This is a genomic window from Beggiatoa leptomitoformis (assembly GCF_001305575.3).
In the GTDB taxonomy this organism is placed as follows: domain Bacteria; phylum Pseudomonadota; class Gammaproteobacteria; order Beggiatoales; family Beggiatoaceae; genus Beggiatoa; species Beggiatoa leptomitoformis.
Genome location: NZ_CP012373.2, coordinates 3,831,774 through 3,857,599 on the forward strand (window position 1 = coordinate 3,831,774; position 25,826 = coordinate 3,857,599).

A 25,826-nucleotide genomic window follows, 5' to 3' on the forward strand; every position below is an offset into this window, starting at 1 on the left:
ATACCCAGATATCGCCAAGGATAAAACAATGAGTCGTCGCTATGCCTTAACCGATGAACAATGGTCAAAACTAGAACCGCTACTCCCTGGGCGTAAAGGACATGTCGGGATGACGGCTAAAGATAACCGCTTGTTTATTGATGCTGTTCTATTCCGTTATCGCAGTGGCATTCCTTGGCGCGACCTCCCCGAACGCTTTGGTGATTTCCGTGTCGTCCATACCCGCTTCAGTCGTTGGTCTAAGAAAGGTGTCTGGGAACGTGTTTTCAAGATACTAAGTGCCGATGCCGATAATGAATATGCCATGATAGACAGCACAATAGTTAGAGCGCATCAACATAGTAGTGGTGGTGGCGCAGATGAAGCCATTGGACGTAGCGCAGGGGGTTTAAGTACCAAGATTAACTCCGTTGTTGACGCACTGGGCAATCCGACCCTTTTTTTTTGACTGCGGGACAGGCAAGCGACCTTGAAGGGGCTGATGCTCTTATTCCTCAGATAAAGGCAAACGCTTTATTGGCTGATAAGGCTTATGATGCAGATGAACGGGTTAGAGATGTTTTAAAACAGCAAGGCATAGAACCTGTGATTCCGTTCAGGAAAAATCGTTTAAATCCACCTGATTATGATAAAGCTCTTTATAAGGCACGTTATTTAATCGAGCATTTCTTTGGTAAATTAAAGCAATATCGTGCAATAGCTACACGATATGATAAACGCGCTAGGAATTTCTTAAGTGGGGTTTATTTGGCTTCTACCTTGATTCTTTTAGCTTGAACCTTTAACCCTTCTTATTTGATGACAGGCTCTAAGCATTTTTCGAGAAAATCCTGATATTAATTTGGTGTTGACAGATTGGATTATGCCCAATATTGACGGGTTGCAATTGTGCCAACTGATACGCCAAGCAGAATTACCTCATTATGTTTATGTGATTGTTTTAACAGGAAAAGATGAGCGTGAAAGTTCTTTAGTACAAGGGCTTAATGCGGGAGCGGATGATTTTCTTTTTAAGCCGATAGACCCAAATAAACTACGAATTCGCTTACAAATGGCGTTTCGGATTTTGGGTTTAGAACAAACCTTAGCAGAACGTAATCGAAAGTTGTATCACACCTATGAGCAAATACGGCAGGATTTACTCCTTGCTTCTGTGATGCAGAAAAACCTTCTTCCTGCTAAAGGTCATGTAGATAATATTGTATTTGATTGGCTTTTTTATCCTAGCCATTTTATTGCAGGTGATATATTTAATTATTTTGAACTCACGGATGAATATCTAGCCTTTTATCATCTGGATGTATCTGGGCATGGGGTACGCTCTGCATTATTATCATTCACCTTACATCATTACATCAATAATAAAGGTGGACAATCTAGTGTGTTGCGTTACAAAGACGCTGAGGGTGTTTATCAGCCTGTGCCACCAGAACAAGTTGTTTCCGCGCTTAATCAACGCTTTACTGACTCAGGCGATTTATATTTTACGATGGTTTATGGGTATTTACATAAAGCAACGGGCGTTGTGCAATTTACACAAGCAGGGCATCCTTGCCCTATCCATTTAACAACAACACAACATCAAGCCAATTTTTGTGGGGGAAGTGGCTTTCCTGTTGCTCTGTTTCCTAACTCTGACTACGAAAGACTTAGCTTGCAAATGGTAGAAGGCGATAGATTATTTATTTATTCGGATGGAATTACAGAGTGTTTGAATGCCGTACAACAAAGCTATTCTGAACAACGTTTATTGAGTTTATTACAAAATACGGCAGACCAAACACTAGAACAAACACTACAATCGTTATGTGATGAACTCTTTGATTGGCAAGGAAATGGGCAGTTTGAAGATGACATGACATTATTAGCAATTGAATATCATGCGCCACTATCGTTTAAATAACGTTATAAAAAAACTTTAACACGACCAATTAGACTAACGGAATTTTTTATGCTAAAAACCGAACAAAAAGATAAATTTCTCATTGTCCACGTCTTAGAAAAACGTTTAGATGCGTCTATCGCACCTGATTTTAAAGATGAAATGAAAGCCTTAATTGCCAATGGACAACAATATATTATTTTAGACTTGAGCCAAACAGATTTTTTAGATAGTAGTGGTTTAGGCGCGATTGTATCGACCTTAAAGTTACTTAAGGGTGAAGGTGACCTTATCCTTTGTGGTGTACAAGGAGCTGTTATTTCTTTATTTAAATTGACACGTATGGATAACATATTTTCTATTTACCCAACAGTGACAGACGCTATTGCTAACGCTGCGTGATATTTTTCATGCCACAACTGTGTTTACAAATTCAAAGCCAATTAGAGAATGTTGCATTAATTGGAACTTCTATCAAGGGAATTTGTAGCTTGACTCCCTTGTCGACAGAAGTTGTTGATGCACTACAGATTGCTATTGTCGAATGGGTTAATAATGTTATTGAACATAGCTATATATATTCTACGGTTCAATTAATTATTGTAGAAATTACCCTAAGTAAAAACAGTTTATTGATTTCTGTAACGGATAATGGTTGTGGTATGCAATCTTATTTACTCAATACCGCAGAAATGCCCATGATTAACCCAGACGACATTGCTAATTTGCCCGAAGGTGGTTTTGGTCTGGCAATTATTAAACAAACTATGGATGAAGTTGTTTACTATTCCACAGGGTATAAACACACGCTATGGATGAAAAAACACTTTCAAACTGATAATGGCAATAGTTCAAGAGAAGTCGTGTTATGAAGGCTAGACACAATCAATTTCACTATTCTTTTCTTGCTATTCAATCTCAAATTAAAATAACAGGGCTAAACGCCACAATACCCGGCTCATTATGGATACCTATTTTAAAAAATTTGAAGATCGAATCCCCCCTTCTCCTCTACCTTTCTCGCCATACCGTGAATTACTCTGGCAATTCTTAGCCGTTATTACTATTGTTATTGGTGTGTGGTACTTACACTGGCGATGGACGAATTCTTTAAACTATGATGCACTTTGGTTCTCTCTTCCCCTTGTCATCGCAGAAACGATGGCATACATTGGGCTGATTTTATACACGATTAATCTATGGCAAGTACGTGATACACCACAAAAATCGCCACCACATTCCATCCGTGATTGTATAGACCTCACACAAGACCCCCACTGTCCAAATCGCCCCATTCAAGTTGATGTTTTTATTGCAACTTACAATGAAGATACTGAACTAGTCCGCTTAAGTATCAGAGATGCAAAAAAAATAACCTACCCACATACCATCATCCTCAAAGTACATGTTTTAGATGACGGCAAGCGACCCGCTATGCAACAAGTTGCCAAAGAGGAAGCCGTAAATTACATCACACGAAATAATAATATAGGTTTTAAAGCAGGCAATCTTGCCAATGCCATGGATGTCACAAGCGGAGATTTTTTTATTATCTGCGATGCCGATACACGACCTTTTCCGACTTTTTTAGAACACACGCTAGGTTATTTTACGGACCCACAAGTTGCTTGGGTACAAACCCCACAATGGTTTTTTGATATTCCCGAAGGACAATCTTTGCCCCTTTATTTACAAACCTATATTGGTAAAGCGGGCAAATGGCTAGGCGAACAAATCGAAAAAATCTACGGTACTGTTGCGATTGGTTACGACCCTTTTGTGAATGACCCTAAAATTTTTTATGACATCATTTTACGGCGGCGAAATTGGGCAAATGCCTCTTTTTGCTGTGGTGCAGGTTCTATTTATCGTCGCGAAGCCGTGCGCGAAGCCCAACTCATTGGTTATGCAGATAGTGTTAGTCAATCATTAGAAACCCATTTAACCGCTATTCAAAAACTAACGGGTGAAAAAAACAGTTTAGACCCTTTGATTGTTAAACAATTACGTTATCAACTAATTCATGAAACCCATTTTGATGATAAACTTTTTAAATTTCATGTCTCTGAAGATATTTTTACCTCAATTGTTTTACACTCCGTCCGCCGCACTGCACCCGACGGTAGCGAACAACGGGCAAAATGGAAATCCGTTTTACACCCAATAGTTGAATCAAAAATGCTATCGCCTCAAGATTTGCAAAGTTGGGTTGTACAACGCTTTAAATATGCAGGGGGAACGCTAGATATTGCGAAAGATATTCTCTTTAAAAATAAATTATTTACAAAGCGCAACGGCTTAAGTTGGGCACAACGACTGATGTATGGGCAAACCATTTGGTCTTATTTAGGTGGAATTTGGAATTTAATTTTCTTACTCGCACCCATTATTTATTTTTTAACCGCAATCAAACCCATGCAAGCCTTTTCGGATTCTTTTGTATTGCATTTTCTACCCTTTATTATCAGTATGGAACTTGCCTTTATGGTAGGCACATGGGGAACAAATAATTGGCAGAGTAAAACATCTTATTTGGCTTTTTACTCATTTAATATCAAAGCACTCTGGACAGTATTACGCGGTAAAAAAATCGCTTTTCCTGTGACCCCCAAAGACCGTCAAACAGGTAATTTTTTACATCTTGTTTGGTCACAATGCTTATTAATTGGCTTAACATTAGGCAGCTTAGCGTATGCATGGTTTAGCCACTTTGCGCCGCACACCGCATACTCTAGTGGTGCATTGATATTAAATAGTTTTTGGGGAATTTTAAATATCATCGCCCTGAGTAGTTTGGTTCGCGCTGCTTTTTGGACACCGCCTGAAGAAGCAACTATATGAAACGTATTGCTATTTTGTACAGCCTGTTTATTATTTGTCTGATAATTGTTGCTGACCAAGGTCATTATAATTACGTATTAAAACAAGTTCATGCGATTCCTTATGGCGACAAAGTGGGACATTTTATTCTGATGGGCTTGCTTGCTTTCGTTATCAATATGGGCTTAAATTGTGCGCAATTTAGCTGGAAAAATATAAAGTTACTAAAAGGGAGTGTCTTTGTTGTTACCTTTGTAACACTAGAAGAGATATCACAATATTTTTTTCCCAACCGCCATTTTGATATGGGCGATTTATTTTCAGATTACTTAGGGATTTTTCTCTTTGGGCAATTAGCGTTATGGTTATCGTATCGACAAAAACATAACGAAAAAATTACTCCATGACTTCTAAAGTTACCCTACCTGTTTTGACACGGTATTAATGCGAACTTATATCGTTTCCCCCTTGCGAATCACCTAAACAAAAAATAAAATCCCTACTCCCCTGTGTCTTTTGATAAAATAAAACGCTTAATGGATTCTATAAAAAAAGTTAATCCATAAACAACCCACCCTGTCCGTCATTGGCAGGGTACTCATGCTCATCTGTACTCTCACAAGAACGATAGAGACTTAAGGATAACTCAATGAATATACACGAGTATCAATCAAAAAAACTGTTCACCGACTATGGTGTGCCAGTGCCTAATGGGTATCCCGCTTTTAGTCCCGAAGAAGCCAAACAACGCGCTCAAGCCCTAGGGGGTTCTAGTTGGATGGTTAAAGCCCAAGTTCATGCTGGCGGACGGGGTAAAGCGGGTGGTGTGAAAAAAGCCAATAGTTTGGAAGAAGTTGCACAAATCACCGAAAGTTTATTAGGTAAACGCTTAGTAACACATCAAACAGGGGCTGAAGGTCAGCCTGTTGGTTGCGTGTTAATAGAAACCCCCAGTGCGATTAATAGCGAGTTATACCTCAGCTTATTAGTCGACCGTGGTAGCAAGCGCATTGCTATTATTGCTTCTGCGGCTGGTGGGATGGATATTGAAGAAGTTGCTGCCCATACCCCTGAAAAAATTACCACATTGATGGTTGACCCTGTTGTCGGTATTCAAGCCTATCAATGTAATGAAGTCGCGTTTGCCCTAGGTTTAGATGCAACCCAACGTAAACAATTACTTTATATTCTTCCCAGCTTATACCGTTTATTCAAAGATAAAGATTTAAGCCTGTTAGAAATCAATCCATTAATCACGACTGATAAAGGCGATTTATTAGCGTTAGATGGTAAGATTAATCTGGATGACAACGCGCTATACCGTCATACCGATTTAGCTGCATTTTATGATGCTTCTCAAGAAGATGAGAAAGAACATCGCGCCCGCCAATTTGATTTAAACTACGTAGCATTAGATGGCGATATCGCTTGTATGGTGAACGGTGCGGGTTTAGCAATGGCAACCATGGACGTAATTAAATTACATGGTGGCAACCCTGCAAACTTCTTAGACGTAGGCGGTGGTACTAACACAGCCAAAGTGACTGAAGCATTCAAAATCATTCTCTCTGACACCAAAGTTAAAGCCATTCTGGTTAATATCTTCGGCGGTATTGTCCGTTGCGATATGATTGCAGAAGGCGTTATCCATGCGATGAAAGAAACGGGAACAAAACTACCTGTTATCGTCCGTTTAGAAGGGACAAACGTCGAAGCAGGTAAAACGTTATTAAGAGAAAGCGGTTTATCCGTCACTGCCGCTGATGATTTAACTGATGCCGCGAAAAAAGCGGTTAGCTTAGTCAAGGGAGCGTAAGCAGAATGAGTATTCTAGTTGATGCCAACACAAGAGTGATTTGCCAAGGTTTTACTGGCAAACAAGGTACATTCCATTCTGAACAAGCCCTTGCTTATGGTACTAAATTAGTTGGTGGTGTTACCCCCGGTCGTGGTGGTGATAAACATTTAGGCTTACCTGTCTTTGATACGGTTAGTTCTGCCGTAAAAAGTACAGGGGCTGATGCCACAATGATTTATGTTCCAGCGGCTTTTGCGGCTGATGCAATTTTAGAAGCGGCTGATGCAGGGATTAGAGTTATTGCTTGTATTACCGAGGGCATTCCTGTTCTCGATATGTTAAAAGTAAAAGCCACTTTAATCGCTAATTATCCGCATGTGCGTTTAATTGGCCCTAACTGCCCCGGTTTAATCACCCCCGGTGCGTGCAAAATTGGGATTATGCCGGGCTATATTCACAAACCCGGTCGTATTGGGATTGTTTCCCGTTCTGGTACATTGACGTATGAATCTGTCAATCAAACCACATTAAACGGTTTAGGACAAAGCACCTGCGTCGGTATTGGTGGTGACCCCATCAATGGAATGAGCTTTATTGATTGTTTAGCCCTGTTCGAAAAAGACCCACAAACCGAAGGTATTATCATGGTGGGTGAAATTGGTGGAACAGCCGAAGAAGAAGCCGCTGACTTCATCAAGAAAAACGTTACCAAACCTGTTGTGTCTTATATCGCAGGTGTCACTGCTCCCCCCGGAAAACGGATGGGTCACGCAGGTGCAATCATTGCGGGTGGTAAAGGGACTGCACAAGCGAAGTTTGCGGCATTAGAAGCCGCTGGCGCAAGCGTGGTGAAATCCCCAACCGAATTAGGCGCGGAAATGTTAAAGCGTCTAAAATAACAATACGATAATTATCTTATTGTTAGCTATCCATTAAAAGATAGTATTGAGCCTTTCTGTTGTTTATCATCAGTTGTGATAAACTGCATAAAGGCTCAATTTTTTGACAAATTGTTAGCTGTTCATCTTTTCCGAATTTTATAGGGAGTTATCTCGTGAAGAAGATAGAAGCCATTATTAAACCGTTTCGCTTAGATGATGTCCGCGAAGCACTGTCCAATATCGGCATAACAGGTATGACTGTGACCGAGGTTAAAGGTTTTGGACGGCAAAAAGGGCATACTGAGCTATATCGGGGTGCGGAATATGTGGTGGACTTTTTACCTAAAGTAAAATTAGAACTGATTGTTGCAAGTGATAAAGTCGAAACATGTGTAGATGCGATTATTCAAGCCGCACGCACAGGTAAAATAGGGGATGGAAAAATATTTGTCACGTCTGTTGATAAAATTATTCGGATTCGGACAGGCGAACAAGATGACGATGCTATTTAACGCGTAAAGCTTATCATTAACGTAGGATGAGTAGAAAATCTGTTTCATCACATCCTGCGTTTCTCATTTTTAATCTTAAATTTTAATAATATACCCCGCCCAAAATACAAGCGGTACGCGCACCCGTTACGCTAGGCACATTGCCCGTTTGTAACGCTAAACGTCGTTTCGCTAGCCATGCAAAACACATCGCTTCTACCCAATCAGGTTCTACACCATAAACAACCGTTGATTCCACAGGGCAGGTTAATTGTTCGCGTAACCCATTTATAATAAAATCATTATGAACACCACCGCCGCAGATTAATAAACGGTCAGGGTGATAAGGTTGCACGGCATTAACAAGGCTTATAATCGTTAAATAACTAAGTGTCGCTTGAACATCAACGGCAGAAAATTGATGTGCTTCAAGGTAATGGGCTAACCATGTTAGATTGAAATAATCGCGCCCCGTACTTTTAGGCGGATTTTTAGCAAAATAAGGGTCGGCTAACAATTGTTGCAACAATATAGGTTGTACCGTCCCTTGTTGCGCCCATGCACCATTTTGATCAAAGGGAATTTGTCGATGGTGGTTTGACCATGCGTCTGAAAGTGCATTCCCTGTTCCTGTATCAAAACCCAAAATAGGAGCTGTCGAATCAGAGGGTAAAACCGTAATATTGGCGATACCGCCAATGTTTACCACAATGCGGCATTCGTGTGCTCGTTGAAAAACAGCTTGATGAAAGGCAGGAACAAGTGGTGCGCCTTGCCCGCCCGCAGCAACATCCCGACGGCGAAAATCGGCAACAACGGGGATTTTTGTTTTTTCGGCAATTATATTGGGGTCACCTAGCTGACAAGTATAAGGTGGATTAGTCTGCAATTGATGATAAATCGTTTGTCCATGACTACCAATGGCGATAATGTCTGTCGTATTGACGCTATTATTGGTCAGTAACGTCAGGATTGCATCGGCAAAAGTGTGCGCGATTGTTACATCTAGTTGAATAATCTCTGCTAATGAAGTTTGTTCTCTACTTTCCTGACTTACTTGTAAAATGTGTTGTCGTAACCCTGTTTCCCATGGATGACTATGTACTGCACATAAACGGGGGAATGGCGTGGAAAAATCGACTAATGCAACATCGATTGCATCTGCACTTGTACCCGAGATAATGCCAATAAATAATTGTTTTTGCATTAAAAACCCTCAGCAAAAAAATGGACACTGTCGTATTAACGAAGCAGTGTCCATATAAAATAAAATCAATTTGTTATGTTACCAGCATTCCGTCCCTAATGTTCCTGTCGCGCCTTTTGTGCCTGTTGCATTAAGGGTAAACGAGGTACATTTAGTATCTTTCGCTTGTGCGCCAGTGGTTGGCGGTTTAGCTTCTAATACATAGTTGGTTGCTGTTCCTGTTGTTAGGCGGATTTCATAATAACCTTCTTTAGAACAAGCAGTTGTTGATGTTACTGTACAAGGTACTTTGGTTTTAGAACCAAACCCTTTTCCTGTTTTAGTATCAACATCAGTATCAGCAATCTTAATGGTCGGAAAAAGCTCTGCCATTGTTTTTGCGTAGCGGTTGTTATCCGAGTAGTAGGATTCTTGTAGCTGTGATAATTCCACTAAAGAAACCTTGGCATCAGAACGACGAGTCTTTTCCGCGTAAGACAAATAAGAAGGGATTGCAATCGCTGATAAAATCGCAATGACCGCAACAACGGACATCAATTCAACAAGGGTAAAACCATTGACGGTCTTATATTTCATCGTTTTCTCCAAAAAGCATTTTTACTGTTTGAGGCTACTCCCTCTTATATAAACAAGGGAGTAGGTCAACCTCAGTACAAGCAGTTATTCCTGCATCCAGAATGTGGGGGTCAAGGTTATTTGATCAATTGACCCCGCATTGACTGGCTGAACAGCTAATGGAGTCCCTAGCGCATCATTGGCCGCGCCGTTTTGGCTCAACCCCGAGCTTGCTGTATCAGGGTCATTAGAGACAATACGGATATCACCATTGGATAAGAACATCGCGGAAACATCAGAGGTAATCCCTTCTTTAATATCGCGTGAACGTTCATCACCATAGGCAGACACAGCGGTATAGAGACTGACTGCGTAAAGTTTACTGCTACCATCACCGCTCGATTGGCATATTGAGTTTGAACAAGGTCCTTTTGTATCCCCATGTGCCTCATGAGCCGACCATGCAGACTCACTAATCGTGATGGTATTCATATTAGTTGGATTACCTGGGGGGTAATGACAAATAACCATTTTACCAGCACCGGGGTCGCTGTTGGGGTCAAATGGTGGCAGGTAAGTTGTAAAGAATACCTTGTTTTCTAAAATAATAGGCGAAGCCAAGTTCTTTTCACCATCGCTATAGCTAAAGTCTATGTACCAGCCTCTACTGTTTTGTAAATATTTCAGTTGAGACTCCACAGCGTTGTTATTACCTGAGTCATTATTAGTTCCAATAACATCCGTTGTTGCATCATACATATTGGTTTGTGAAATGGTGCAGAACTTCTTATCAGTGGCACTTGCAGTTGTTGGTGTACCTGCACAATTCTTGAATGAACCATCAGATTCCCGTGCAGCCTTCATATCATCGTATGTAACAGCCTTATCTTGGAAAACGAAGAATTCATCTTGAATCACACGCCCTAATGGGTTGGGACGATTGCCAGAGCCAATGGCAACTGCATCATAAGCGGCATCAGCAAAGCGTATATCGGGTGTTGGAACTCGTGCAATTTCAGGGGCGTAAAAGAACTTACGTCCATTCAGTTCACTCGAACTATCTCCAACATTTGCTAACAAGCCTACAATTGGATTGCCAACGGTAGAATCACTAAACCCGCTCAAATCAATCCGCCAGACTTGTCCACCGATATCACCAACATATAGACGGTCGGTGGTGTTGTCACCCGTGCTGTCCATAAAGGCAATTTCTGAAGGAACACCATAAGTCATCTTACTGATTTTCAAACTACTCTTCGTTTTGTAGTTAGTGTAGGCTGTGGTTGTTATGTCAGAACCGCCTTTCCAGATTAATGCACCTGTTTTCGCGTTAACGATAAAGAGAGCATTACCACCAGAATTGCTTTGTCCTTCAACATCACCGGGGAAGCCACCTCCAAAAATCAGCGTTACGAGAATTTGATCACCAAAGTTGACTGCAGTGACCTTAGGGGCAGACCATGTGTAGGCCAATTCAGCAAAATCGCCTGTCCCCCCCTTAATCGTCCAAATCAGTTTGGGAGTTACCGCGCCGTTACTGCCGTAGGTTAAATCAAATGCGTAGATATTTTTACCACCACGACGCATCCCTATGTACATTCTAACAAAATCACCGCTGGCTGTTTCAATCACGCCATTTTGATTTTTGTCGTTTATCCAGAATTGCGCTGTCCCATCAACACCGTAAATACGGCTCAAACTTTCTTTGTTGATCATCAACGAATTTTGAATACCGAATAATTCCTTCGGTAAGAATGCCCATTCTTCTGTACCAGTTTCCGCATTAATCATGCGAATCAGACCGTCATTTGTACCCACGAATAATTTGGTGTAAGACTTGGTTGCTGTTCCAAAAGTAACGGAAGTCGGACTGCTATGTAAGGGGTCGGCAAATGCCCAACGATTTTCATCGACAATCGTGTCTTTGTCTTCATCACGCACATCTTTGCCACGAATCCAATCAGCTAGCAGATCAATGGTTGTAGTATCAGTTAATTCATTGTCTGTTGCCAATTTCGCTTTTACATCAGCATCAGAAAAGGATTTAAAGCTAGCACAACTGTCAGATAAGCAGGTCACGATATTGCGTGTTGTGTAGCTAGGAATCATGACTCCTGAACCACCCTTAGTAACGACATTACCATCACCTTTTGTGCAATCGCCCAATGTGCAAGATTCTTTACCCCAGAAACTGCTTGCCGTACTTTTTACATTACCCGGTGCAAACTCTTCATAGCGAATGCAATTTGGATCTGCTTTGTCATCTGCTTCATGCGCACTACTACATGCGGCCCGTTGGTTTGTCGCATCTAGTAATTCACCGGGAGTACATCCATTGCTCGAGCTTTCGCAAATCAGATATTTTTTCACATTCCCCGCCCAGCGGTATGTCCGCTCAGGTTTAAAGGATGCAAAGTAGATTTCATTACGATGATACAAACGGTTAAATGCACTTACAGAAATACTGGGTGCAGCAAAGGTTGCGCTTTCAGTAACAGCCCCTGCAACAATGGTACGGAAAGCATTGAGTAGAGACTCCACGCTGTCAGTAAAGTAAAAACCACCGCCGCCTTTTTGCGCCAACTCGGAGAGATACGCTAACGCCATTGTGCTAAGACCTGATTCGCGGATATCTTGATACAGGGCATAGTGAATTTTTACGTCTGTACTTTGAAACGTATAAGAGCCATTAGATTGTTTTACCCAACGGTTTCCTGTTGTACGATAGAAGTTTTCCGTTACCTGAACGCCACTGACCGTATTTTTGAAAGTCATCTCTTTGATAACTTTTACTTCAGTATTTGTATCCCACTGTTTTTTACGGGCTGTTTCAAATGCTTGGTCACGAGAAGACATCCCCGTCCATTCTTGGTAGTAGTAAGAAATAGCACTCGTTCCGTTACTACCACAATAGTAAGAGGACATGCTACTACAATTTGAGTTTTGATAATCAGCACTTCGACTGTATCCACCAATACTGACATAGCCAAACCCATTTGACATCATCCCAAAAGCACCATTATTGCCGTCGGATTTATTATAGAACGGGTCTTTCAAGCGCAAACCAATCGTATGTAAGGTCAGGTTTGAGCCATCAATGTTGGGATCGACATCATTCGTGTTCATATATTCAGCCATGTCAGCACCGCATAATTCTGAACCTGTAAACTTAGTGTTATAGGCTTTCAGCGTAGAAAGTGTGATGTCTGTACGCGCGTTGAATGGTGTAAACGTGGCTTGACAAGCACTCTTTTTCGTTAGGCTCTTAACCAATGATTGTGCTGAATTACCATTAGCCGCACCGTCAGTCAGTAATACAACATGGTTTTCTGAACAAACGTTTGATGTAGGGGCAACATAGTAATTCTTACCACCTTTTACCGTTGTAGCGGCTACATGACTGGTTGACACACCACTAGAATTTTGCCCATTAATAACAGCCCCTCCTACATAATACAAATAGGCTTCATATAGCGTATCAACAATGGGTGTACCGCCAGTGGGTGTATGCTGTTTAATTAAATCGGCAAGCCGTTCTTTTACAAGCGGTGAAAAGTCAGTTCCTGTTTGGTCAACTTCAATTTTCAAGCGGGGTGCAACTAAGGTCGCATCTGTTCGTTCGCCATCCACAGAACCCACTTGACGTAAACCTGTCCCAGAAACAAAAAATGTCATGTAACTTCCTGACTTCCAATTTGTATCACTGATTATTTCTGTCACAACATTGGTTATATCAGGGCTGGTATATGCCTGACCTTTTGACCAAGTATCTGTAATATTCCATGTTGCTTTTGCATTTGTTTTCGTTCGATTGCTCAAATCGCTAACGACATCGGATTTAAAAGCTGCTGAAACACCTTTTTCCCCAGAAATTGACAGTTTTGCATTTGAGGCATCTGGTGTACTGCCATCAGGCGAAGAGGTAAAAATTAACGTCGCTTTTCTGATAGATGCCCCTTTTTCTAAAGCAACAGCGGGGAAACGTAAACCAACCAAACGACTGGTCGTATCTGAACCCGTCCCTGTGGTTGTCATTTCTAACACAGGACTGGTTAAGAAGACGGAATGATCTGTTAATTGTTCTTCCGCATCATCACCACTGTTGGTAATACGGCTAGAAACCGTTTGTTGTACGCATTTATTTGCGCCAGAATTATAATTAAACGCATCAAATGTGATTTCTAATTGTGGTGCATAGCTGGGTGAATCGTCATAAGACAAAGCACGACGCAGGGGGTTATATCCTGTAGGCGCGCTAAGGACAAATGTCATCGCGTTACCACCGCACCAGCCTGAGCGACTGACAACTTGTTGTACGAGGTTGGTAATGCTGCCCGTGTCATAAGAAGAAACTAGTGGCAGGTCTGGATTATCTGGGTCAACGGTGGGAAGTGTCCACGCGCTTAATGTCCAGAGAACCTGTGTTGACCATAAACTACGGCTAGAAATATTGTTTTTAGCGGTCGTAAATTCGGCTGAGTTATCTACATCTTCAACCTTAACACTGACTTGACTGTTTGGCGTGAAAGAGTTTTCATCTGTTGTAAAGATGATTTTTGCACTCTTAATAATTGCGCCTTGGGGAACACGCACGTTTTGAAAACGAACACCAATTTTTTGGTCATACCCAACAGCAGCAGTTGTCGTTGTCGTGGTTGTCGTTGTTGTTGCAGGAACAGGCAGTTTTAAGCCAGAACCACTATTATAAACGGACGCAACTTTGGAAGGTGTCCAGTTAATGGGGCTAAACACAATTTCATCCATTAACCCGTTAAAAGGACGGTTTAAGTTAGTTGTATCTGCTAATTCGTCATATTTTGCTCCAATATTCCAACCCGCTTGATTATCAGTAAAACTGGTGGACGATGTGCTGGTTCCGCGTAACACACCATTAATATAAAAACGTAACCCTTGAGTCGCCGCACTAGCAGATATAGCACTAGCACTTGTACCAATAGTGGGTGCAGATGTTGTTGTCCCTGTCTTATTCCATGTAACAACAACGTGATACCAATTACCTGCGGTGATTGTAATACCTGATGTTGTGACATTGTTACCGCCCACTTTGGCATATAAGTTAGTTCCAGTGATATTAATGGAAACTACCTCGTCACTGACATCTTTTTTATCACCTTTGTGGATAAGCCCTGCACCACTTGTTACGACAGTAGGCTTAAACCAAAAAGCAATAGACCCTTGGTTTAACATGGGCGTATCTAATACGGGGGCTTCAGTCACAGGTAAAAGGCTATAAGCATCATTAATTCTGACATGCGCGCCTAAGCCATCAAAAGACAAGGCTTGTGTGTTTACCTTACCCGTTCCATAAACAGGGTCGGTCGCAACACCTGATGTACCAACATAAGTAATACCAGATACATTATCTGTTTTTGTGGTATCACCTGAAATACCTGTTGCAGTCCCTGTGGTACTATTGTTGTACTTAATATTGTGTGGACTAACTACAACGGGTCTCAAATCCCAAATGGCATTGGCAGCACTCGCACCACATTGTTGGGTAGAATCGCCACTACATGTGACAGAGGAGCTTGTGCATGTAGCACTGGTTAATAACGAACCATAAGTATCACCGCACGAGCAGTATTTACCATTTTCCAAGCCCATAAAACGATAGCCTTGGTTTTGGCAGCTTAATGAACAAGAATCTAAGGTTAATGTACTGGCATCCGTGATTAATGTGCTGGCAGATAAATCACGATTTGTTACAGTAATATTGGCTTGCTCAACAAAACACCCAACGTATGTTCTTGGGGGAACATCAGTAGATGAACCGTTTGCAAAACGGGTAATGTCTAAGATTCCATCGTTTAATGAGACTGCTCCTGCATTTGTATCGCTTGCAGTTCCTAAGCGTTCCTCAGCATCATCGTTTGCACTGGTAACATAAGTCAGTGCCGTTGCGACACCTGAATTTTCTCCGGGTATTTCGCTAATTGGTTGATTAACATCAGCGATAGGGAAAACCACGGGAATTGCACCGCTGCCAGAAGTAAAGGACATTAATCCAATATTAACGTTGGTGACTTCATCCAATAATTGATAAAGTGCCTCTTTTAACATGTCGATACGTTTAATCGCAACGCCCGAACCAACAGGGTTATCTACCAGTGAACCATCTGCATTATAGTCGTAGTAGTTCATACTACCCGACTTATCCAACACCAGTAGGATATTGGGGAAAGTTGAAGATGACCCAGTAGATACCTGTTTTAAGTAGAGTTCCGTATCATCCGCATAGCTGGAGCTAACAAACCCAGCACACAGACTGATAAGAACCGCCGTTATAACAGACTTAAAGCATTTCATATCTGTCTTCCTATAGATAAACAAAAATTTTTCCCATCTTACTTAAAATAGGTCTTTAATTTTTTATTAAAGACGCATTGTTTACACAACATTAAAGCGTGACATTATTTTCCTTAGCTTGGATTATCACCAAAGGGTAAAGAACCTTTACTAGCAGGGACTAGTCGTGTCATTCCTCCTTTTAAATTCACACGTGGTGCGGTTATGTCTGGTTTAGTCGAGCCTGTCTGACTCTTGCTCGCGCCTCTACTCACATTAAGAAAATAAGCCACTCTAAAATTGTCTGTACCACTTCCGCCCTTTAGGTTAGGAAAGGTACTGGGTGCGCGAACCGTAACAAACTCTAAAGAATACTTGTCAGTGGTATTGCGTTGTAAATCATCCCTTGCTCTCCAGCAAGGACCGGGTTTTTTATCACTACAAACACTGTCAGGAAAGTCAGTTACTTCTGCGGCGGCATCAAACGGTGCAGAAATACGATCCATGATTGCTAAACCTGCCGCATTGGTCACATCACCATATTCTCTAGCAGGTAAGGAAAGACCTAATTCTGAAATTTGAAAAGCCCGATTAAATTCTGCTGTGTTTGCGGCCATACGGGTTTGTAGTTTGGTTGCGTCTAATGCACTAATCCCTAGCATGGTTAAAACAACTAATAATAAAAGTGCAACAATCAAAACAGCACCTTGTTCTTGTTTCTTTGACACTTTACAACGCAAAAATAACGCAGGTTGTCTGTGTAAAGTTGCGGTTTTCATGATGACTCATCCTTAGTTATTTCTGATGCGGATAACAGTTGTAAACAGACGATGACGATAACCCACTTCGTAGTCAAAGTTTGCTATCTTACTAGGGTTGTACGTTGTTACCGCTGGGTCTAATGCGAACTCCGTTGCCGTAGCATCAATTAAGTCATTACGCTTATTGTTTGTCCGCATGAGTAAGGTAATTTTTATGGCAACAATGACACTGTTAGCAGTAGCGGGCAGTTCAAGATATTGATTAGGCGCGCCATCACTATCTGTATCTACGCCTAGACGTATTTGCATGTTTTCTACGCCTTCAATAAAAGGGATCATGTTACAGTTAGTTGTCGCTGTGCAGTTTGGGTCAGTTTTATAGAGTGCGTAACCGTCTATGGCACTATTAAAAACACCATCATTATTGGTATCAATGCCCTTTACTTCATATTTTGTTTCCGTAACATTTGCAAACACTTCTACAGGCCACGCATAAGTTCTACCAAACTTAGCTATAACACCAGTGCTACCAGCAATAATCCTTGCTACAGAAATGTCATTGCCATCTACTTTCGTTACCTTATAAGCAACACTTCCACCGCAATCGCTGATGGTAATATTGCTATTGACTGCGGGCTTAATACTGTTTACATCTAACGGAAACACATTGTCGTTTGGGTCATCAAATACGGCATTAATGGCCAATTGTTCGGCTAATAAATCTGCTCTGAGTGTCGTCAGTTCAGCTACACTCTCTGCCTGTAATAAGTCGGTTGGTGCTGGGTTTAAAATCAAACGATTAGCATAATAACGAATGGTTAAAATATCCGATTTAGCAACGCTACTCGTGCTATTTTTACCTAAAACACCATCATTGGCATTTTTAATCAACACATTGTTTTGCACTTCGATACGTGGCTTATCTAAATTGATTGCAGCCGCATTTGCAGGGAGTGCCGTAGAACAACCATAATATCCCGCCATACGTAATCCATAAGTCATATCATCCATGACGAAACGGGCATTATCTTGTAGCGTTGCAAGCTCGGCTTGTAAGGAATAGGTTCTTTTGCTGCTAACAAAAATGGTTAATACACCTGCCATCAACACCAGACTGATAACTAAGGCAACCATAATTTCTATTAAGCTGAAGCCTTTTTGTTTGCGTTTCATGTTCATAGTACCATTATCCATTGTTGTTCGACTTTTGTGGTGCTATTACGCTCTTCTTGCCAACGTAATGTAACGGTATAGGTGCTAGTTGCCGCGTCGTACGCAATGTTGGCTTCTGGTGAGGGTAAAATCGATAATTGTCCTGTCACTGTTATCACCCCTACAGATTTTCCCCACTCAGAAATATCGTAGTTTTTTAACTGAGTCGTTGTACACGCATTTTTCGCACAATCGGTAGTTGATTCCACAATATTAGAACCAACACCATAATTACCCTGAGAGGCCTCAAGCGGATTAGTCCGAATCCTATCCATTAAGTCGTATGCTAAAAAAGTAGCTTGGGTTCGAATATAGGCACGATAGTTAAACTGTTGCCCTGTGGTTTGCAGTGCGGCGACCCCTAATAAACCAATGGAAAGCACAAGGAGTGCAATCATCATTTCTATTAAAGTAAAACCCGCTGATTTATGTTGTTGCATGTTCATAGTCTTAACTACCATTGCCGTTTGTGACACATTTCAACTCTCGATTAATTAGGGTCAAACGACCAAACGCATCGAGTCTTAACTGACGACCGGGAGGGTCATTGGTTTTATGATTTTTAATGCAAACATTAAAGGTTACAGGTGCATCATTAACCACACCACGCCCACTAAATGTGATTAAATTTAGTGTCTTACTTGGGGTAATAATAATAGAGCCATCGGTGTAACTAACGGTACGGACAATATCACCTGATGCCTCATTTTCTGTTTTGTCTGCATTTGTATCCGTCCAAATTTTCCAACCTTGTGTCCAGTCATTGTTCAACGCCTGTATTTGCACACAAACGCCACTTGTTGCAGTACAAGTTGCACCATAGGCAACATAAGAATTGCGTGCATAAGAAACCGTATTAACAAACTCATTCGTTTTTGTTGTTACACGATTATTCATGATGGTATAACGCATTTCAGGCACAGCGACAACAATCAGCACGCCCAAAACCGTAACGGCGACCATCAACTCAATCAGTGTAAAACCAGTTTGTGTTTTCATAATGTATAAACCTTTAACATACATAAAAGTGAATGGGAGATGACGCTATGATGAAGGGCGAAGTTTCCCTGATTAATGGCTGCGCTGCTAATTATCATCTTCTACAACCAACTTTCCCAATTCTTTTTAAAGTCTTCAATGATATATGTAATAAAAATCAAGCTCGCTGTCACCTATTCAATAGATAAATGGCGAAAACATCCTGATTAGTGGTGGAATTCTGCTTATCCATTTTAGCAAGTCAAAAAACCAAACAAGATGATATATATTTGCCGTTTAAATACCTATTCTACAGAAGCGTATAAAACAAAAAGACCTTAATATTTTTGAAAATTAAAGTCTTTTTGACAGCATAATACAGTATTAATTATAAATAATTTGTTATTACAGTAGCACTAAACAAGTAAAGACTGGAATTGAGGTATATACGTATGAAAAAACTTATTTTCGTGGGACTAATACTTATTGTTTTATTACCTACAGCACAAGCAGAAAAATTAGTAGCGGCAGAAGCGTTTTATCAAACGACTGTTTACGCGAAGACAGTAACTTGTTCAGTTAGCGTTAAGTTTGCTTATCTAATGAAGGATAAAGGGGGCAATCATCAAAACGCAAGTGCGCAACAAGCCATAAACCGAGATACATCTGAAGCCGTATTAAAGGCGATAAATCGGACGGTTGACTTGAATAATTCTTGCGGTGAATATGTTGAGGGGAAAATTAAAACCATCGTGGCGACAGCTTTTTCTGCTAGTAAAGACGTGGTTAGGATAGAAGAGACAGATGTGCAAATAAAACGATTATAAAGAATAGTTTATTTTGTTTTTTAATAACCCGCATTATGCGGGGTTTTTATTTTGAGTGAAATGTACGCAAGTAGCGCGCAGTTCAAGTTTCAATCGCCTGCATTGGCGCGTAAGGCTGCAACCCCGACAGTCTACAAGCACCATCTTTATCTTGCTGTTCAAAAGTAGGCGAAAATAAAAACACAGGTCGCGCAAAATCACGACGATGTACCATAGAGTAAGGTTTGTATAAACAATGAACTAAACACGGCTCAGGCTGTTGACAAACAGGCTCACCTTTTGCGTTTATTTCACAAGCAGACTCACCTAACGCACACAATTGCCATACTGCCCGCCCAAAACCGCCTGCCAAAGTTGTGCTAGGCGTACTTCCCTCCTGATGTACCCATCGCAAAGGTTGTTGAGCAACACATTGAATTTTCAGTGTTTGAACGGGTAATTCTAAAGGTGATGTGATAGGATTATAAGTTTGATTCATGATTCAAGGTGTTAAATGAAGAGTTGAAAATATAGTGTGTAATCTTAGCTGACATTAGCAAATTACTTAAATCACTAGGTGATTAAAAGTAAATTAAAACTTATGTATATAAGCACGTAGTGAAACAAATGAATGCTGGACAATATCCTACTATTCCCACAAAATAACTAATGTTTTTCACCATGTAGCCTTAATCACAAACCATACTGTAATGGCTGTCGCATTTACTACAAATAGCCATTTAGCGCAAGTTTATAGTTAATAAAATCATTATGATAGATTTTAGGCATGGTGTTTGCCTTAACCCAGTTTACGAAACCAGACACAATGCCTAAAACTGTTAAAGAGGATAGTGCGATGATGGAATTAACCGTGTTAGGGCAGGAGCCTGTGGCAAAAGGCGGATGTTCTTCAAGCTCCTGTGGGAGTACCGATGACCAATTAGGTCATCTGCCAGAAAATATCCGCGAAAAAGTTCACAATCACCCCTGCTATTCAGAAGAAGCGCATCACTACTACGCACGTATGCACGTTGCCGTCGCGCCTGCCTGTAATATTCAATGCCATTACTGCAATCGTAAATATGATTGCGCTAACGAATCTCGTCCTGGCGTTGTTTCCGAATTACTAACGCCAGACCAAGCGATTAAAAAGACACTAGCCGTTGCGGCAACCATTCCTCAAATGACCGTATTAGGCATTGCAGGACCCGGTGACCCATTGGCAAATCCTGAAAAGACCTTTGCAACTTTCCGCGCTTTATCAGAGCAAGCCCCTGATATTAAGCTGTGTGTGTCCACCAACGGTTTAGCTTTACCCGAATCAGTTGATGAGTTGGCAAAACACAATATTGACCATGTCACAATCACCATTAACTGTGTTGACCCTGAAATTGGGGCGAAAATTTATCCTTGGATTTTCTGGAAAAATCGCCGTATTAAAGGTATCAAAGGCGCGGAAATTCTGATTGAACAACAACAGAAAGGCTTAGAAATGCTCACCGCACGGGGCATTTTGGTCAAAGTTAATTCTGTGATGATTCCCGGTGTTAATGACAAACATTTAGCCGAAGTTAGCAAGGTAGTGAAAGCCAAAGGCGCGTTTTTACATAATGTGATGCCCCTCATTGCCGAAGCTGAACACGGCACATTCTACGGTGTGATGGGACAACGTGGCCCTGAACCTTCAGAATTAAAAGAATTACAAGACCAATGCGAAGGCGACATGAACATGATGCGCCATTGCCGTCAATGTCGTGCAGATGCTGTAGGCTTATTGGGTGAAGACAGAGGCTCTGAGTTTTCTGTTGATAAAATTGAAGAAATGGAAATCAATTATCCCGAAGCAATGATTATGCGTGCTGAGGTTCATGCCAAAATTGAAGCTGAGTTAGCCGAGAAAAAAGCCAAGCAAAACAAACCACAATTGATTCAATTAGAAGGTTTAGGTGGCAAACCCCGCAAAACTTATCGTCCTGTCCTTATGGCTGTTGCAACACAAGGCGGTGGTTTGATTAACCAACACTTTGGACACGCTAAGGAATTTTTACGCTATGAAGTAACCGAAAGTGGCGCAAAAATGGTAGGACACGCCAAAACCGATTTATATTGCAGTGGCGATGATACTTGTGGCGAAGCCGAAACCACGTTACAAAAAACGATTCGTGCCTTAGATGGTTGTGAAGTCGTACTATGTTCAAAAATTGGTTATGAACCTTGGTCTATGTTAGAAACGGCGGGGATTCAACCCAATGGCGAACATGCGATGGAAGCCATTGAAGAAGCCTTGATGGCGGTTTATCAAGAAATGATTGAAAACGGCAAATTAGACGACGTTGCAGAAACGGTAAATCGTCAAGCGATTGCCTAGATATGGGTTTAGGGGCTGTGCTGACAGTCCCTTACAATAGAGATAATGGAGTTACGCTGATGAACATGCCAAAAGTTAAAAGTTGTGACCGTTCATTTGCAACTGAAACTTGTAAACCTTGCTATCAAACATTAAGCGAGGCGAAACGAGAACAGTTTATTCCCCTTTATTGTTTGCGGAATAAACAGCCCTATCGTTCTGTTTTAATGGCGGTTGCAAGCCATGGCGAGCTGATTAATCAGCAATTTGAACAAAGCCAAGCCTTTTTAATTTATGAAACAACTTGTCATGAAGTCAAATTCGTTGGGCGGTGTTGTGTCAAGTCCTGCGAAAATTGTACAAATGAAGAACAAGCGGTTGACGAAGTTATCAATGCACTAGAGGGATGCGAAGTTGTTTTATGTACTGCTATTGGTCATAAAGCCCGCGTTGCATTAGAAAGTGCAAAAATTCAAGCAAATAACAAACATCCATTAGAGCGCGTTGAAGACGCTTTACGGTCGGTTTATCAAACTATGTTAATGACAGGTAAGTTAGGACAAGAATCCTCACTCGCCTATTAAAGACGTTGATAAACCCGCTATTGACTAAGATACATTATTGATAAGGAACGCTAATCATGGCACTTAAAATCATTGATTCATGCGTAAACTGCTGGGCGTGTGAACCTGTCTGTCCTAGCAAAGCTATTTTTGAAGCAAAGCCCCATTTTTTAATCGACACGAAAAAATGCACCGAATGCGATGGCGATTTTAGCGACCCGCAATGTGCCAGTATCTGTCCTATCGAAGGTGCAATTCTAACCAGTGCAGGCATTCCCTGTAATCCCCCCGGTTCATTGACAGGTATTCCGCCTGAAAAAATGCAAGCGGCAATGGCTGAGTTACGGGCGCACTAAGATTATGGCGGAAATCGTTTTTTACGAAAAACCGGGGTGTGGCAATAACACCAAGCAAAAGAATTTGTTGGCTGAGGCAGGGCATCATGTGCTTGCGAAAAACCTACTCACTGAAACATGGACAATTGAAAAACTGCTTGCTTTTTTAAAGCCTTATCCTGTTACAGACTGGTTTAATCGCGCTGCTCCTCGTGTTAAATCTGGTGAAGTCAACCCTGAGGCAGTCACGGCAGAAGAGGCTTTACAACTAATTCTTGCTGAACCGTTGTTATTGCGTCGTCCTTTAATGCAAGTAGGCGATGACCGCCGTATAGGCTTTGACCCCGAAATGGTAGCCCAATGGATTGGATTAACGCCTGTGGAAACTGGAACAGACCTAGAATCCTGTCCACGCCAACACACGCATAATCCCTGTGCAGAACCTTAAATCAGGTGGGTAAACGCTTATCCACCTATTAATAAGTCTGTTAAATTGCCTACTTTCTTGGGTGCGACAGTGTCGCACCCAGTCGCGCTCGACACGAGTTTAGATTATGAATGTGTTAGCAACTACTTTGCCAAATAGTAGCGTCAATGTCGCGCAAACCCGTACAGCTTATCCACTATCGGAGCGTGTTTTTTGGATAGGGGCATTAGACCCTACCTTAAGAACGTTTGATATTATTTTAAAAACTGCAAATGGTACGACCTATAACGCCTATTTAGTCCGAGGGAGCGAAGGGGTCGCGGTTATCGATACAGTTAAAGAAAATTATGCTGATGAGTTTTTTGCGCGTTTAGAATCGGTTGCCCGTTATGATGAAATTACCGTTATTGTTTTAAATCACTTAGAGCCAGACCACAGTGGTGCATTGCCTGAGTTACTCAAACGTGCCCCTCAAGCCCGTTTGTACATCTCTTATAAAGCACAAACCATGTTGAAGGCCGTATTAAAAGGGGATGGGGAACTGTGTTTCACGCCTGTTAATACGAATCACACCGTTAGTTTAGGCGATTTAACCCTCCGTTTTTTGCATACTCCTTATTTACATTGGCCAGATACACAATGCACTTACCTAGAAGAAGAACAAATTCTTTTTTCAGGCGATGCATTTGGTTGCCATTTCTGTGACCCAAGATTATTTAATGATTTAGTTGGAGATTTCCGCTTTTCATTTGAGTATTACTATGCGCATATCATGCGTCCGTTTAAAACGCATGTTCTCAACGCGCTAGCCCTGATAGAACCCCTACCGCTTAAAATTCTTGCCCCCACACATGGCCCCGTTTTGCGGGATAACCCCCAAAATTATGTTAAACGGTTTCGTGAATTAGCTAACCCGCGCTTACAAAAAGATACAAAAGACAAAACCCTGCTGGTTTTTTATATCAGTTCTTATGGTAATACCGCTAAAATGGCAGAGGCTGTGTATAGCGGGGCAAGCGCGGTTGAAGGAGTGCGTGTTTCCATTTTTGATTTAGAAGGGGGAGAAGTTGAGCCATTCGTTGATTTAATTGAAGAAGCTGATGGTGTTATTCTCGGCTCACCCACCATCAACGGAGATGCCACTAAACCCATGTGGGATTTGCTTTCCTCGCTAACCGTCATCAACCTACAGGGCAAAGTAGGCGCAGTGTTTGGCTCTTATGGCTGGTCTGGCGAGGCTGTCACCATGTTAGAAGACCGGATTAGAGGGCTAAAATTCCGTGTTCCTATCAAAGGACTACGCGTTAAATTACGCCCTACGACGGAAGAGTTGGAAGACTGTTTTCAACTAGGACAACAAATAGCAGAAGTGATGGTCGGCAAATACCAGCCAAAAGAAATTGATATGGCAGATTTACTGTAACGGGTATGCACTATGAAGGCAAAATTAACATTTGAAGATATTGGTATTACCGTCAACGTCCCTGCGGGCGTGCGGGTGATTGACATTTCTGAACGCGTTGGTTCAGGCATTATGTATGGCTGTCGTGAAGGTGATTGTGGCACTTGTTTAATGCACGTAATCAAAGGTATGGAAAACTTATCTGCACCATCTATGCTCGAAGATAAGATTTTGAAGGAAAACATGGCTGGTAAGAATTTTCGTTTGGCTTGCCAAGCACAAATTCTCGGCGATGTCACAGTAGCACCAACTTAATGAATGGACTGGATTAGGTCGGCATTAGTTGGATTTTTATTAACAACACTTGTAAAAAGAGGATTTTATGGCAAAAGCAGAACTCACCTTTGCGGATATCGGCAAAACTGTCACAGTTGCAGCAGGTACACGTGTCATTGAAGTATCTGAAAAGATTGGTGCAGGCTTGGTTTACGGTTGCCGTGAAGGTGATTGTGGTACCTGTATTATGGTGGTAGTAGATGGCTGGGATAATTTATCTCAACCAACGGTATTAGAAGAACGTATTCTGCGTGAACATAACGTAGGCAGACACAGTCGTTTAGCGTGCCAAGCACAAGTTCTAGGTGGTTCTGTCACCGTTAAACCCGCTTAATAGTGTTGATTTTAAAGTTAGGAGTGAAGAATTATGGCTAATATTACATTTAGCAACCCCAGCTATCGGGATAAAACCGTTTATGCCGTCGCAGGTAGCCACACAGAAACCATTTTATCCATTGCCCGTGAATACAAAGTTCCAATAGAATTTAACTGTGGTGATGGTGAATGTGGTACTTGCGTTATCAAGGTAACAAGCCTTGATGAAAAAGGACGCATGAGCAGTTTCTTAACTGACAAAGAAAAGCTGGTATTAAAACAAGTTGGTAAATTAACCGCTGAAGATATAGAAAAAGCGGGAGTCTCTGATATCCCCCCACAATGGCGTTTAGCTTGCCAATTTATTGTGCGGGATGAAGATATTTTAGTCGAGTACTAAGCCA

26 protein-coding genes are annotated in these 25,826 nt (G+C 41.4%); 18 read left to right on the top strand and 8 right to left on the bottom strand.

Translation table 11 applies throughout. From position 1 onward, the window contains the following. Positions 1 to 28 precede the first annotated feature (28 nt). The 9 genes from AL038_RS16335 (at position 29) to glnB (ending at position 7,893) form a co-directional block, all read left to right on the top strand. A protein-coding gene (locus tag AL038_RS16335; RefSeq protein WP_201800089.1) for an IS5 family transposase occupies positions 29 to 777 on the top strand; the annotation gives its coding sequence in 2 pieces (ribosomal slippage) (positions 29 to 443 and positions 443 to 777; 750 coding nt in all). A gap of 37 nt (positions 778 to 814) precedes the next feature. Continuing rightward, positions 815 to 1,903 (top strand): PP2C family protein-serine/threonine phosphatase, encoded by a 1,089-nt coding sequence (locus AL038_RS16340; RefSeq protein WP_336603618.1) that lies wholly within the window; start codon positions 815 to 817, stop codon positions 1,901 to 1,903. A 48-nt stretch (positions 1,904 to 1,951) separates the two neighbouring features. After that, complete coding sequence (locus tag AL038_RS16345) at positions 1,952 to 2,284, top strand: STAS domain-containing protein (protein WP_062154637.1); 333 nt, start codon at positions 1,952 to 1,954, stop codon at positions 2,282 to 2,284. An 8-nt stretch (positions 2,285 to 2,292) separates the two neighbouring features. After that, positions 2,293 to 2,754, top strand: coding sequence for an ATP-binding protein (locus AL038_RS16350; RefSeq protein ID WP_062154639.1), 462 nt, complete (start codon positions 2,293 to 2,295; stop codon positions 2,752 to 2,754). 91 nt (positions 2,755 to 2,845) lie between these two features. Then, positions 2,846 to 4,723, top strand: coding sequence for a glycosyltransferase family 2 protein (locus AL038_RS16355; protein WP_062154641.1), 1,878 nt, complete (start codon positions 2,846 to 2,848; stop codon positions 4,721 to 4,723). After that, a complete protein-coding gene (locus AL038_RS16360) occupies positions 4,720 to 5,109 on the top strand; it encodes a VanZ family protein (RefSeq protein ID WP_062154643.1) in 390 nt (129 codons plus the stop codon). Before AL038_RS16355 ends, AL038_RS16360 begins: the two co-directional genes overlap by 4 nt. 242 nt (positions 5,110 to 5,351) lie before the next feature. After that, the gene (gene sucC, locus AL038_RS16365) at positions 5,352 to 6,518 is read left to right on the top strand and encodes an ADP-forming succinate--CoA ligase subunit beta (protein WP_062154645.1); all 1,167 of its coding nucleotides are present in this window, start codon (positions 5,352 to 5,354) and stop codon (positions 6,516 to 6,518) included. A 5-nt stretch (positions 6,519 to 6,523) separates the two neighbouring features. After that, the gene (gene sucD / locus AL038_RS16370) at positions 6,524 to 7,399 is read left to right on the top strand and encodes a succinate--CoA ligase subunit alpha (protein WP_062154647.1); all 876 of its coding nucleotides are present in this window, start codon (positions 6,524 to 6,526) and stop codon (positions 7,397 to 7,399) included. Between the two features lie 155 nt (positions 7,400 to 7,554). Then, on the top strand, positions 7,555 to 7,893 hold the full coding sequence (glnB, locus tag AL038_RS16375) for a nitrogen regulatory protein P-II (RefSeq protein WP_062154649.1): 339 nt from the start codon (positions 7,555 to 7,557) through the stop codon (positions 7,891 to 7,893). An 82-nt stretch (positions 7,894 to 7,975) separates the two neighbouring features. Here the strand turns inward: glnB and AL038_RS16380 are convergent, their stop codons facing one another. The 7 genes from AL038_RS16380 to AL038_RS16410 all read right to left on the bottom strand — a co-directional run bounded on the left by AL038_RS16380 (position 7,976) and on the right by AL038_RS16410 (position 18,912). Further along, the gene (locus AL038_RS16380; protein WP_062154651.1) at positions 7,976 to 9,079 is read right to left on the bottom strand and encodes an anhydro-N-acetylmuramic acid kinase; all 1,104 of its coding nucleotides are present in this window, start codon (positions 9,077 to 9,079) and stop codon (positions 7,976 to 7,978) included. Between the two features lie 78 nt (positions 9,080 to 9,157). Continuing rightward, positions 9,158 to 9,655, bottom strand: a complete 498-nt coding sequence (locus AL038_RS16385) for a type IV pilin protein (RefSeq protein ID WP_062154654.1) — start codon at positions 9,653 to 9,655, stop codon at positions 9,158 to 9,160. A gap of 84 nt (positions 9,656 to 9,739) precedes the next feature. Further along, positions 9,740 to 15,961 (bottom strand): LamG-like jellyroll fold domain-containing protein, encoded by a 6,222-nt coding sequence (locus AL038_RS16390; protein WP_083991559.1) that lies wholly within the window; start codon positions 15,959 to 15,961, stop codon positions 9,740 to 9,742. 113 nt (positions 15,962 to 16,074) lie between these two features. Beyond that, positions 16,075 to 16,719 carry a PilX N-terminal domain-containing pilus assembly protein gene (locus AL038_RS16395; RefSeq protein WP_062154658.1) on the bottom strand — a complete coding sequence of 215 codons (645 nt, stop codon included), beginning with the start codon at positions 16,717 to 16,719 and terminating at the stop codon, positions 16,075 to 16,077. 12 nt (positions 16,720 to 16,731) lie between these two features. Next, positions 16,732 to 17,874, bottom strand: coding sequence for a PilW family protein (locus AL038_RS16400; protein WP_161575473.1), 1,143 nt, complete (start codon positions 17,872 to 17,874; stop codon positions 16,732 to 16,734). 2 nt (positions 17,875 to 17,876) lie between these two features. Beyond that, positions 17,877 to 18,353 carry a type IV pilus modification protein PilV gene (gene pilV, locus AL038_RS16405; protein WP_062154662.1) on the bottom strand — a complete coding sequence of 159 codons (477 nt, stop codon included), beginning with the start codon at positions 18,351 to 18,353 and terminating at the stop codon, positions 17,877 to 17,879. A gap of 10 nt (positions 18,354 to 18,363) precedes the next feature. Beyond that, positions 18,364 to 18,912 carry a GspH/FimT family pseudopilin gene (locus tag AL038_RS16410; protein ID WP_062154664.1) on the bottom strand — a complete coding sequence of 183 codons (549 nt, stop codon included), beginning with the start codon at positions 18,910 to 18,912 and terminating at the stop codon, positions 18,364 to 18,366. A gap of 431 nt (positions 18,913 to 19,343) precedes the next feature. On the opposite strand from AL038_RS16410, the gene AL038_RS16415 reads away from it, so the two are divergent. Further along, the gene (locus tag AL038_RS16415; protein WP_062154666.1) at positions 19,344 to 19,718 is read left to right on the top strand and encodes a hypothetical protein; all 375 of its coding nucleotides are present in this window, start codon (positions 19,344 to 19,346) and stop codon (positions 19,716 to 19,718) included. 82 nt (positions 19,719 to 19,800) lie between these two features. Here AL038_RS16415 and AL038_RS16420 read toward each other — a convergent pair whose 3' ends face one another. Further along, the gene (locus AL038_RS16420; protein ID WP_062154667.1) at positions 19,801 to 20,196 is read right to left on the bottom strand and encodes a hypothetical protein; all 396 of its coding nucleotides are present in this window, start codon (positions 20,194 to 20,196) and stop codon (positions 19,801 to 19,803) included. A 327-nt stretch (positions 20,197 to 20,523) separates the two neighbouring features. Between AL038_RS16420 and nifB the strand changes: the two genes are divergently transcribed. The 8 genes from nifB (at position 20,524) to AL038_RS16460 (ending at position 25,822) form a co-directional block, all read left to right on the top strand. Continuing rightward, positions 20,524 to 22,065, top strand: a complete 1,542-nt coding sequence (gene nifB / locus AL038_RS16425; RefSeq protein ID WP_236839413.1) for a nitrogenase cofactor biosynthesis protein NifB — start codon at positions 20,524 to 20,526, stop codon at positions 22,063 to 22,065. 59 nt (positions 22,066 to 22,124) lie between these two features. Continuing rightward, positions 22,125 to 22,628, top strand: coding sequence for a NifB/NifX family molybdenum-iron cluster-binding protein (locus AL038_RS16430; RefSeq protein ID WP_161575474.1), 504 nt, complete (start codon positions 22,125 to 22,127; stop codon positions 22,626 to 22,628). A 56-nt stretch (positions 22,629 to 22,684) separates the two neighbouring features. After that, positions 22,685 to 22,963, top strand: a complete 279-nt coding sequence (locus tag AL038_RS16435) for a 4Fe-4S binding protein (RefSeq protein ID WP_062154671.1) — start codon at positions 22,685 to 22,687, stop codon at positions 22,961 to 22,963. Between the two features lie 4 nt (positions 22,964 to 22,967). After that, entirely contained in the window at positions 22,968 to 23,390 is a 423-nt protein-coding gene (locus tag AL038_RS16440; RefSeq protein ID WP_062154673.1) for an ArsC/Spx/MgsR family protein, read from the top strand. A gap of 106 nt (positions 23,391 to 23,496) precedes the next feature. After that, positions 23,497 to 24,792, top strand: a complete 1,296-nt coding sequence (locus AL038_RS16445) for an FprA family A-type flavoprotein (protein ID WP_062154675.1) — start codon at positions 23,497 to 23,499, stop codon at positions 24,790 to 24,792. A 12-nt stretch (positions 24,793 to 24,804) separates the two neighbouring features. Next, entirely contained in the window at positions 24,805 to 25,086 is a 282-nt protein-coding gene (locus tag AL038_RS16450) for a 2Fe-2S iron-sulfur cluster-binding protein (RefSeq protein WP_062154677.1), read from the top strand. Positions 25,087 to 25,153: 67 nt separating this feature from the next. After that, positions 25,154 to 25,441 carry a 2Fe-2S iron-sulfur cluster-binding protein gene (locus AL038_RS16455; RefSeq protein ID WP_062154679.1) on the top strand — a complete coding sequence of 96 codons (288 nt, stop codon included), beginning with the start codon at positions 25,154 to 25,156 and terminating at the stop codon, positions 25,439 to 25,441. Positions 25,442 to 25,474: 33 nt separating this feature from the next. Further along, a complete protein-coding gene (locus AL038_RS16460; RefSeq protein WP_062154681.1) occupies positions 25,475 to 25,822 on the top strand; it encodes a 2Fe-2S iron-sulfur cluster-binding protein in 348 nt (115 codons plus the stop codon). The last annotated feature ends 4 nt before the right edge of the window (positions 25,823 to 25,826 follow it).

Coding starts and splice junctions, on each gene's coding strand:
- sucC (WP_062154645.1), top strand. CDS start 5,352: ATGAATATACACGAGTATCAATCAAAAAAACTGTTCACCGACTATGGT.
- AL038_RS16420 (WP_062154667.1), bottom strand. CDS start 20,196: ATGAATCAAACTTATAATCCTATCACATCACCTTTAGAATTACCCGTT.
- AL038_RS16400 (WP_161575473.1), bottom strand. CDS start 17,874: ATGAAACGCAAACAAAAAGGCTTCAGCTTAATAGAAATTATGGTTGCC.
- AL038_RS16440 (WP_062154673.1), top strand. CDS start 22,968: ATGGCGGAAATCGTTTTTTACGAAAAACCGGGGTGTGGCAATAACACC.
- AL038_RS16390 (WP_083991559.1), bottom strand. CDS start 15,961: ATGAAATGCTTTAAGTCTGTTATAACGGCGGTTCTTATCAGTCTGTGT.
- AL038_RS16435 (WP_062154671.1), top strand. CDS start 22,685: ATGGCACTTAAAATCATTGATTCATGCGTAAACTGCTGGGCGTGTGAA.
- AL038_RS16450 (WP_062154677.1), top strand. CDS start 24,805: ATGAAGGCAAAATTAACATTTGAAGATATTGGTATTACCGTCAACGTC.
- AL038_RS16415 (WP_062154666.1), top strand. CDS start 19,344: ATGAAAAAACTTATTTTCGTGGGACTAATACTTATTGTTTTATTACCT.
- AL038_RS16395 (WP_062154658.1), bottom strand. CDS start 16,719: ATGAAAACCGCAACTTTACACAGACAACCTGCGTTATTTTTGCGTTGT.
- sucD (WP_062154647.1), top strand. CDS start 6,524: ATGAGTATTCTAGTTGATGCCAACACAAGAGTGATTTGCCAAGGTTTT.
- AL038_RS16460 (WP_062154681.1), top strand. CDS start 25,475: ATGGCTAATATTACATTTAGCAACCCCAGCTATCGGGATAAAACCGTT.
- AL038_RS16345 (WP_062154637.1), top strand. CDS start 1,952: ATGCTAAAAACCGAACAAAAAGATAAATTTCTCATTGTCCACGTCTTA.
- nifB (WP_236839413.1), top strand. CDS start 20,524: ATGCCTAAAACTGTTAAAGAGGATAGTGCGATGATGGAATTAACCGTG.
- AL038_RS16445 (WP_062154675.1), top strand. CDS start 23,497: ATGAATGTGTTAGCAACTACTTTGCCAAATAGTAGCGTCAATGTCGCG.
- AL038_RS16385 (WP_062154654.1), bottom strand. CDS start 9,655: ATGAAATATAAGACCGTCAATGGTTTTACCCTTGTTGAATTGATGTCC.
- AL038_RS16360 (WP_062154643.1), top strand. CDS start 4,720: ATGAAACGTATTGCTATTTTGTACAGCCTGTTTATTATTTGTCTGATA.
- AL038_RS16355 (WP_062154641.1), top strand. CDS start 2,846: ATGGATACCTATTTTAAAAAATTTGAAGATCGAATCCCCCCTTCTCCT.
- AL038_RS16350 (WP_062154639.1), top strand. CDS start 2,293: ATGCCACAACTGTGTTTACAAATTCAAAGCCAATTAGAGAATGTTGCA.
- AL038_RS16430 (WP_161575474.1), top strand. CDS start 22,125: ATGAACATGCCAAAAGTTAAAAGTTGTGACCGTTCATTTGCAACTGAA.
- AL038_RS16410 (WP_062154664.1), bottom strand. CDS start 18,912: ATGAAAACACAAACTGGTTTTACACTGATTGAGTTGATGGTCGCCGTT.
- AL038_RS16455 (WP_062154679.1), top strand. CDS start 25,154: ATGGCAAAAGCAGAACTCACCTTTGCGGATATCGGCAAAACTGTCACA.
- pilV (WP_062154662.1), bottom strand. CDS start 18,353: ATGCAACAACATAAATCAGCGGGTTTTACTTTAATAGAAATGATGATT.
- AL038_RS16380 (WP_062154651.1), bottom strand. CDS start 9,079: ATGCAAAAACAATTATTTATTGGCATTATCTCGGGTACAAGTGCAGAT.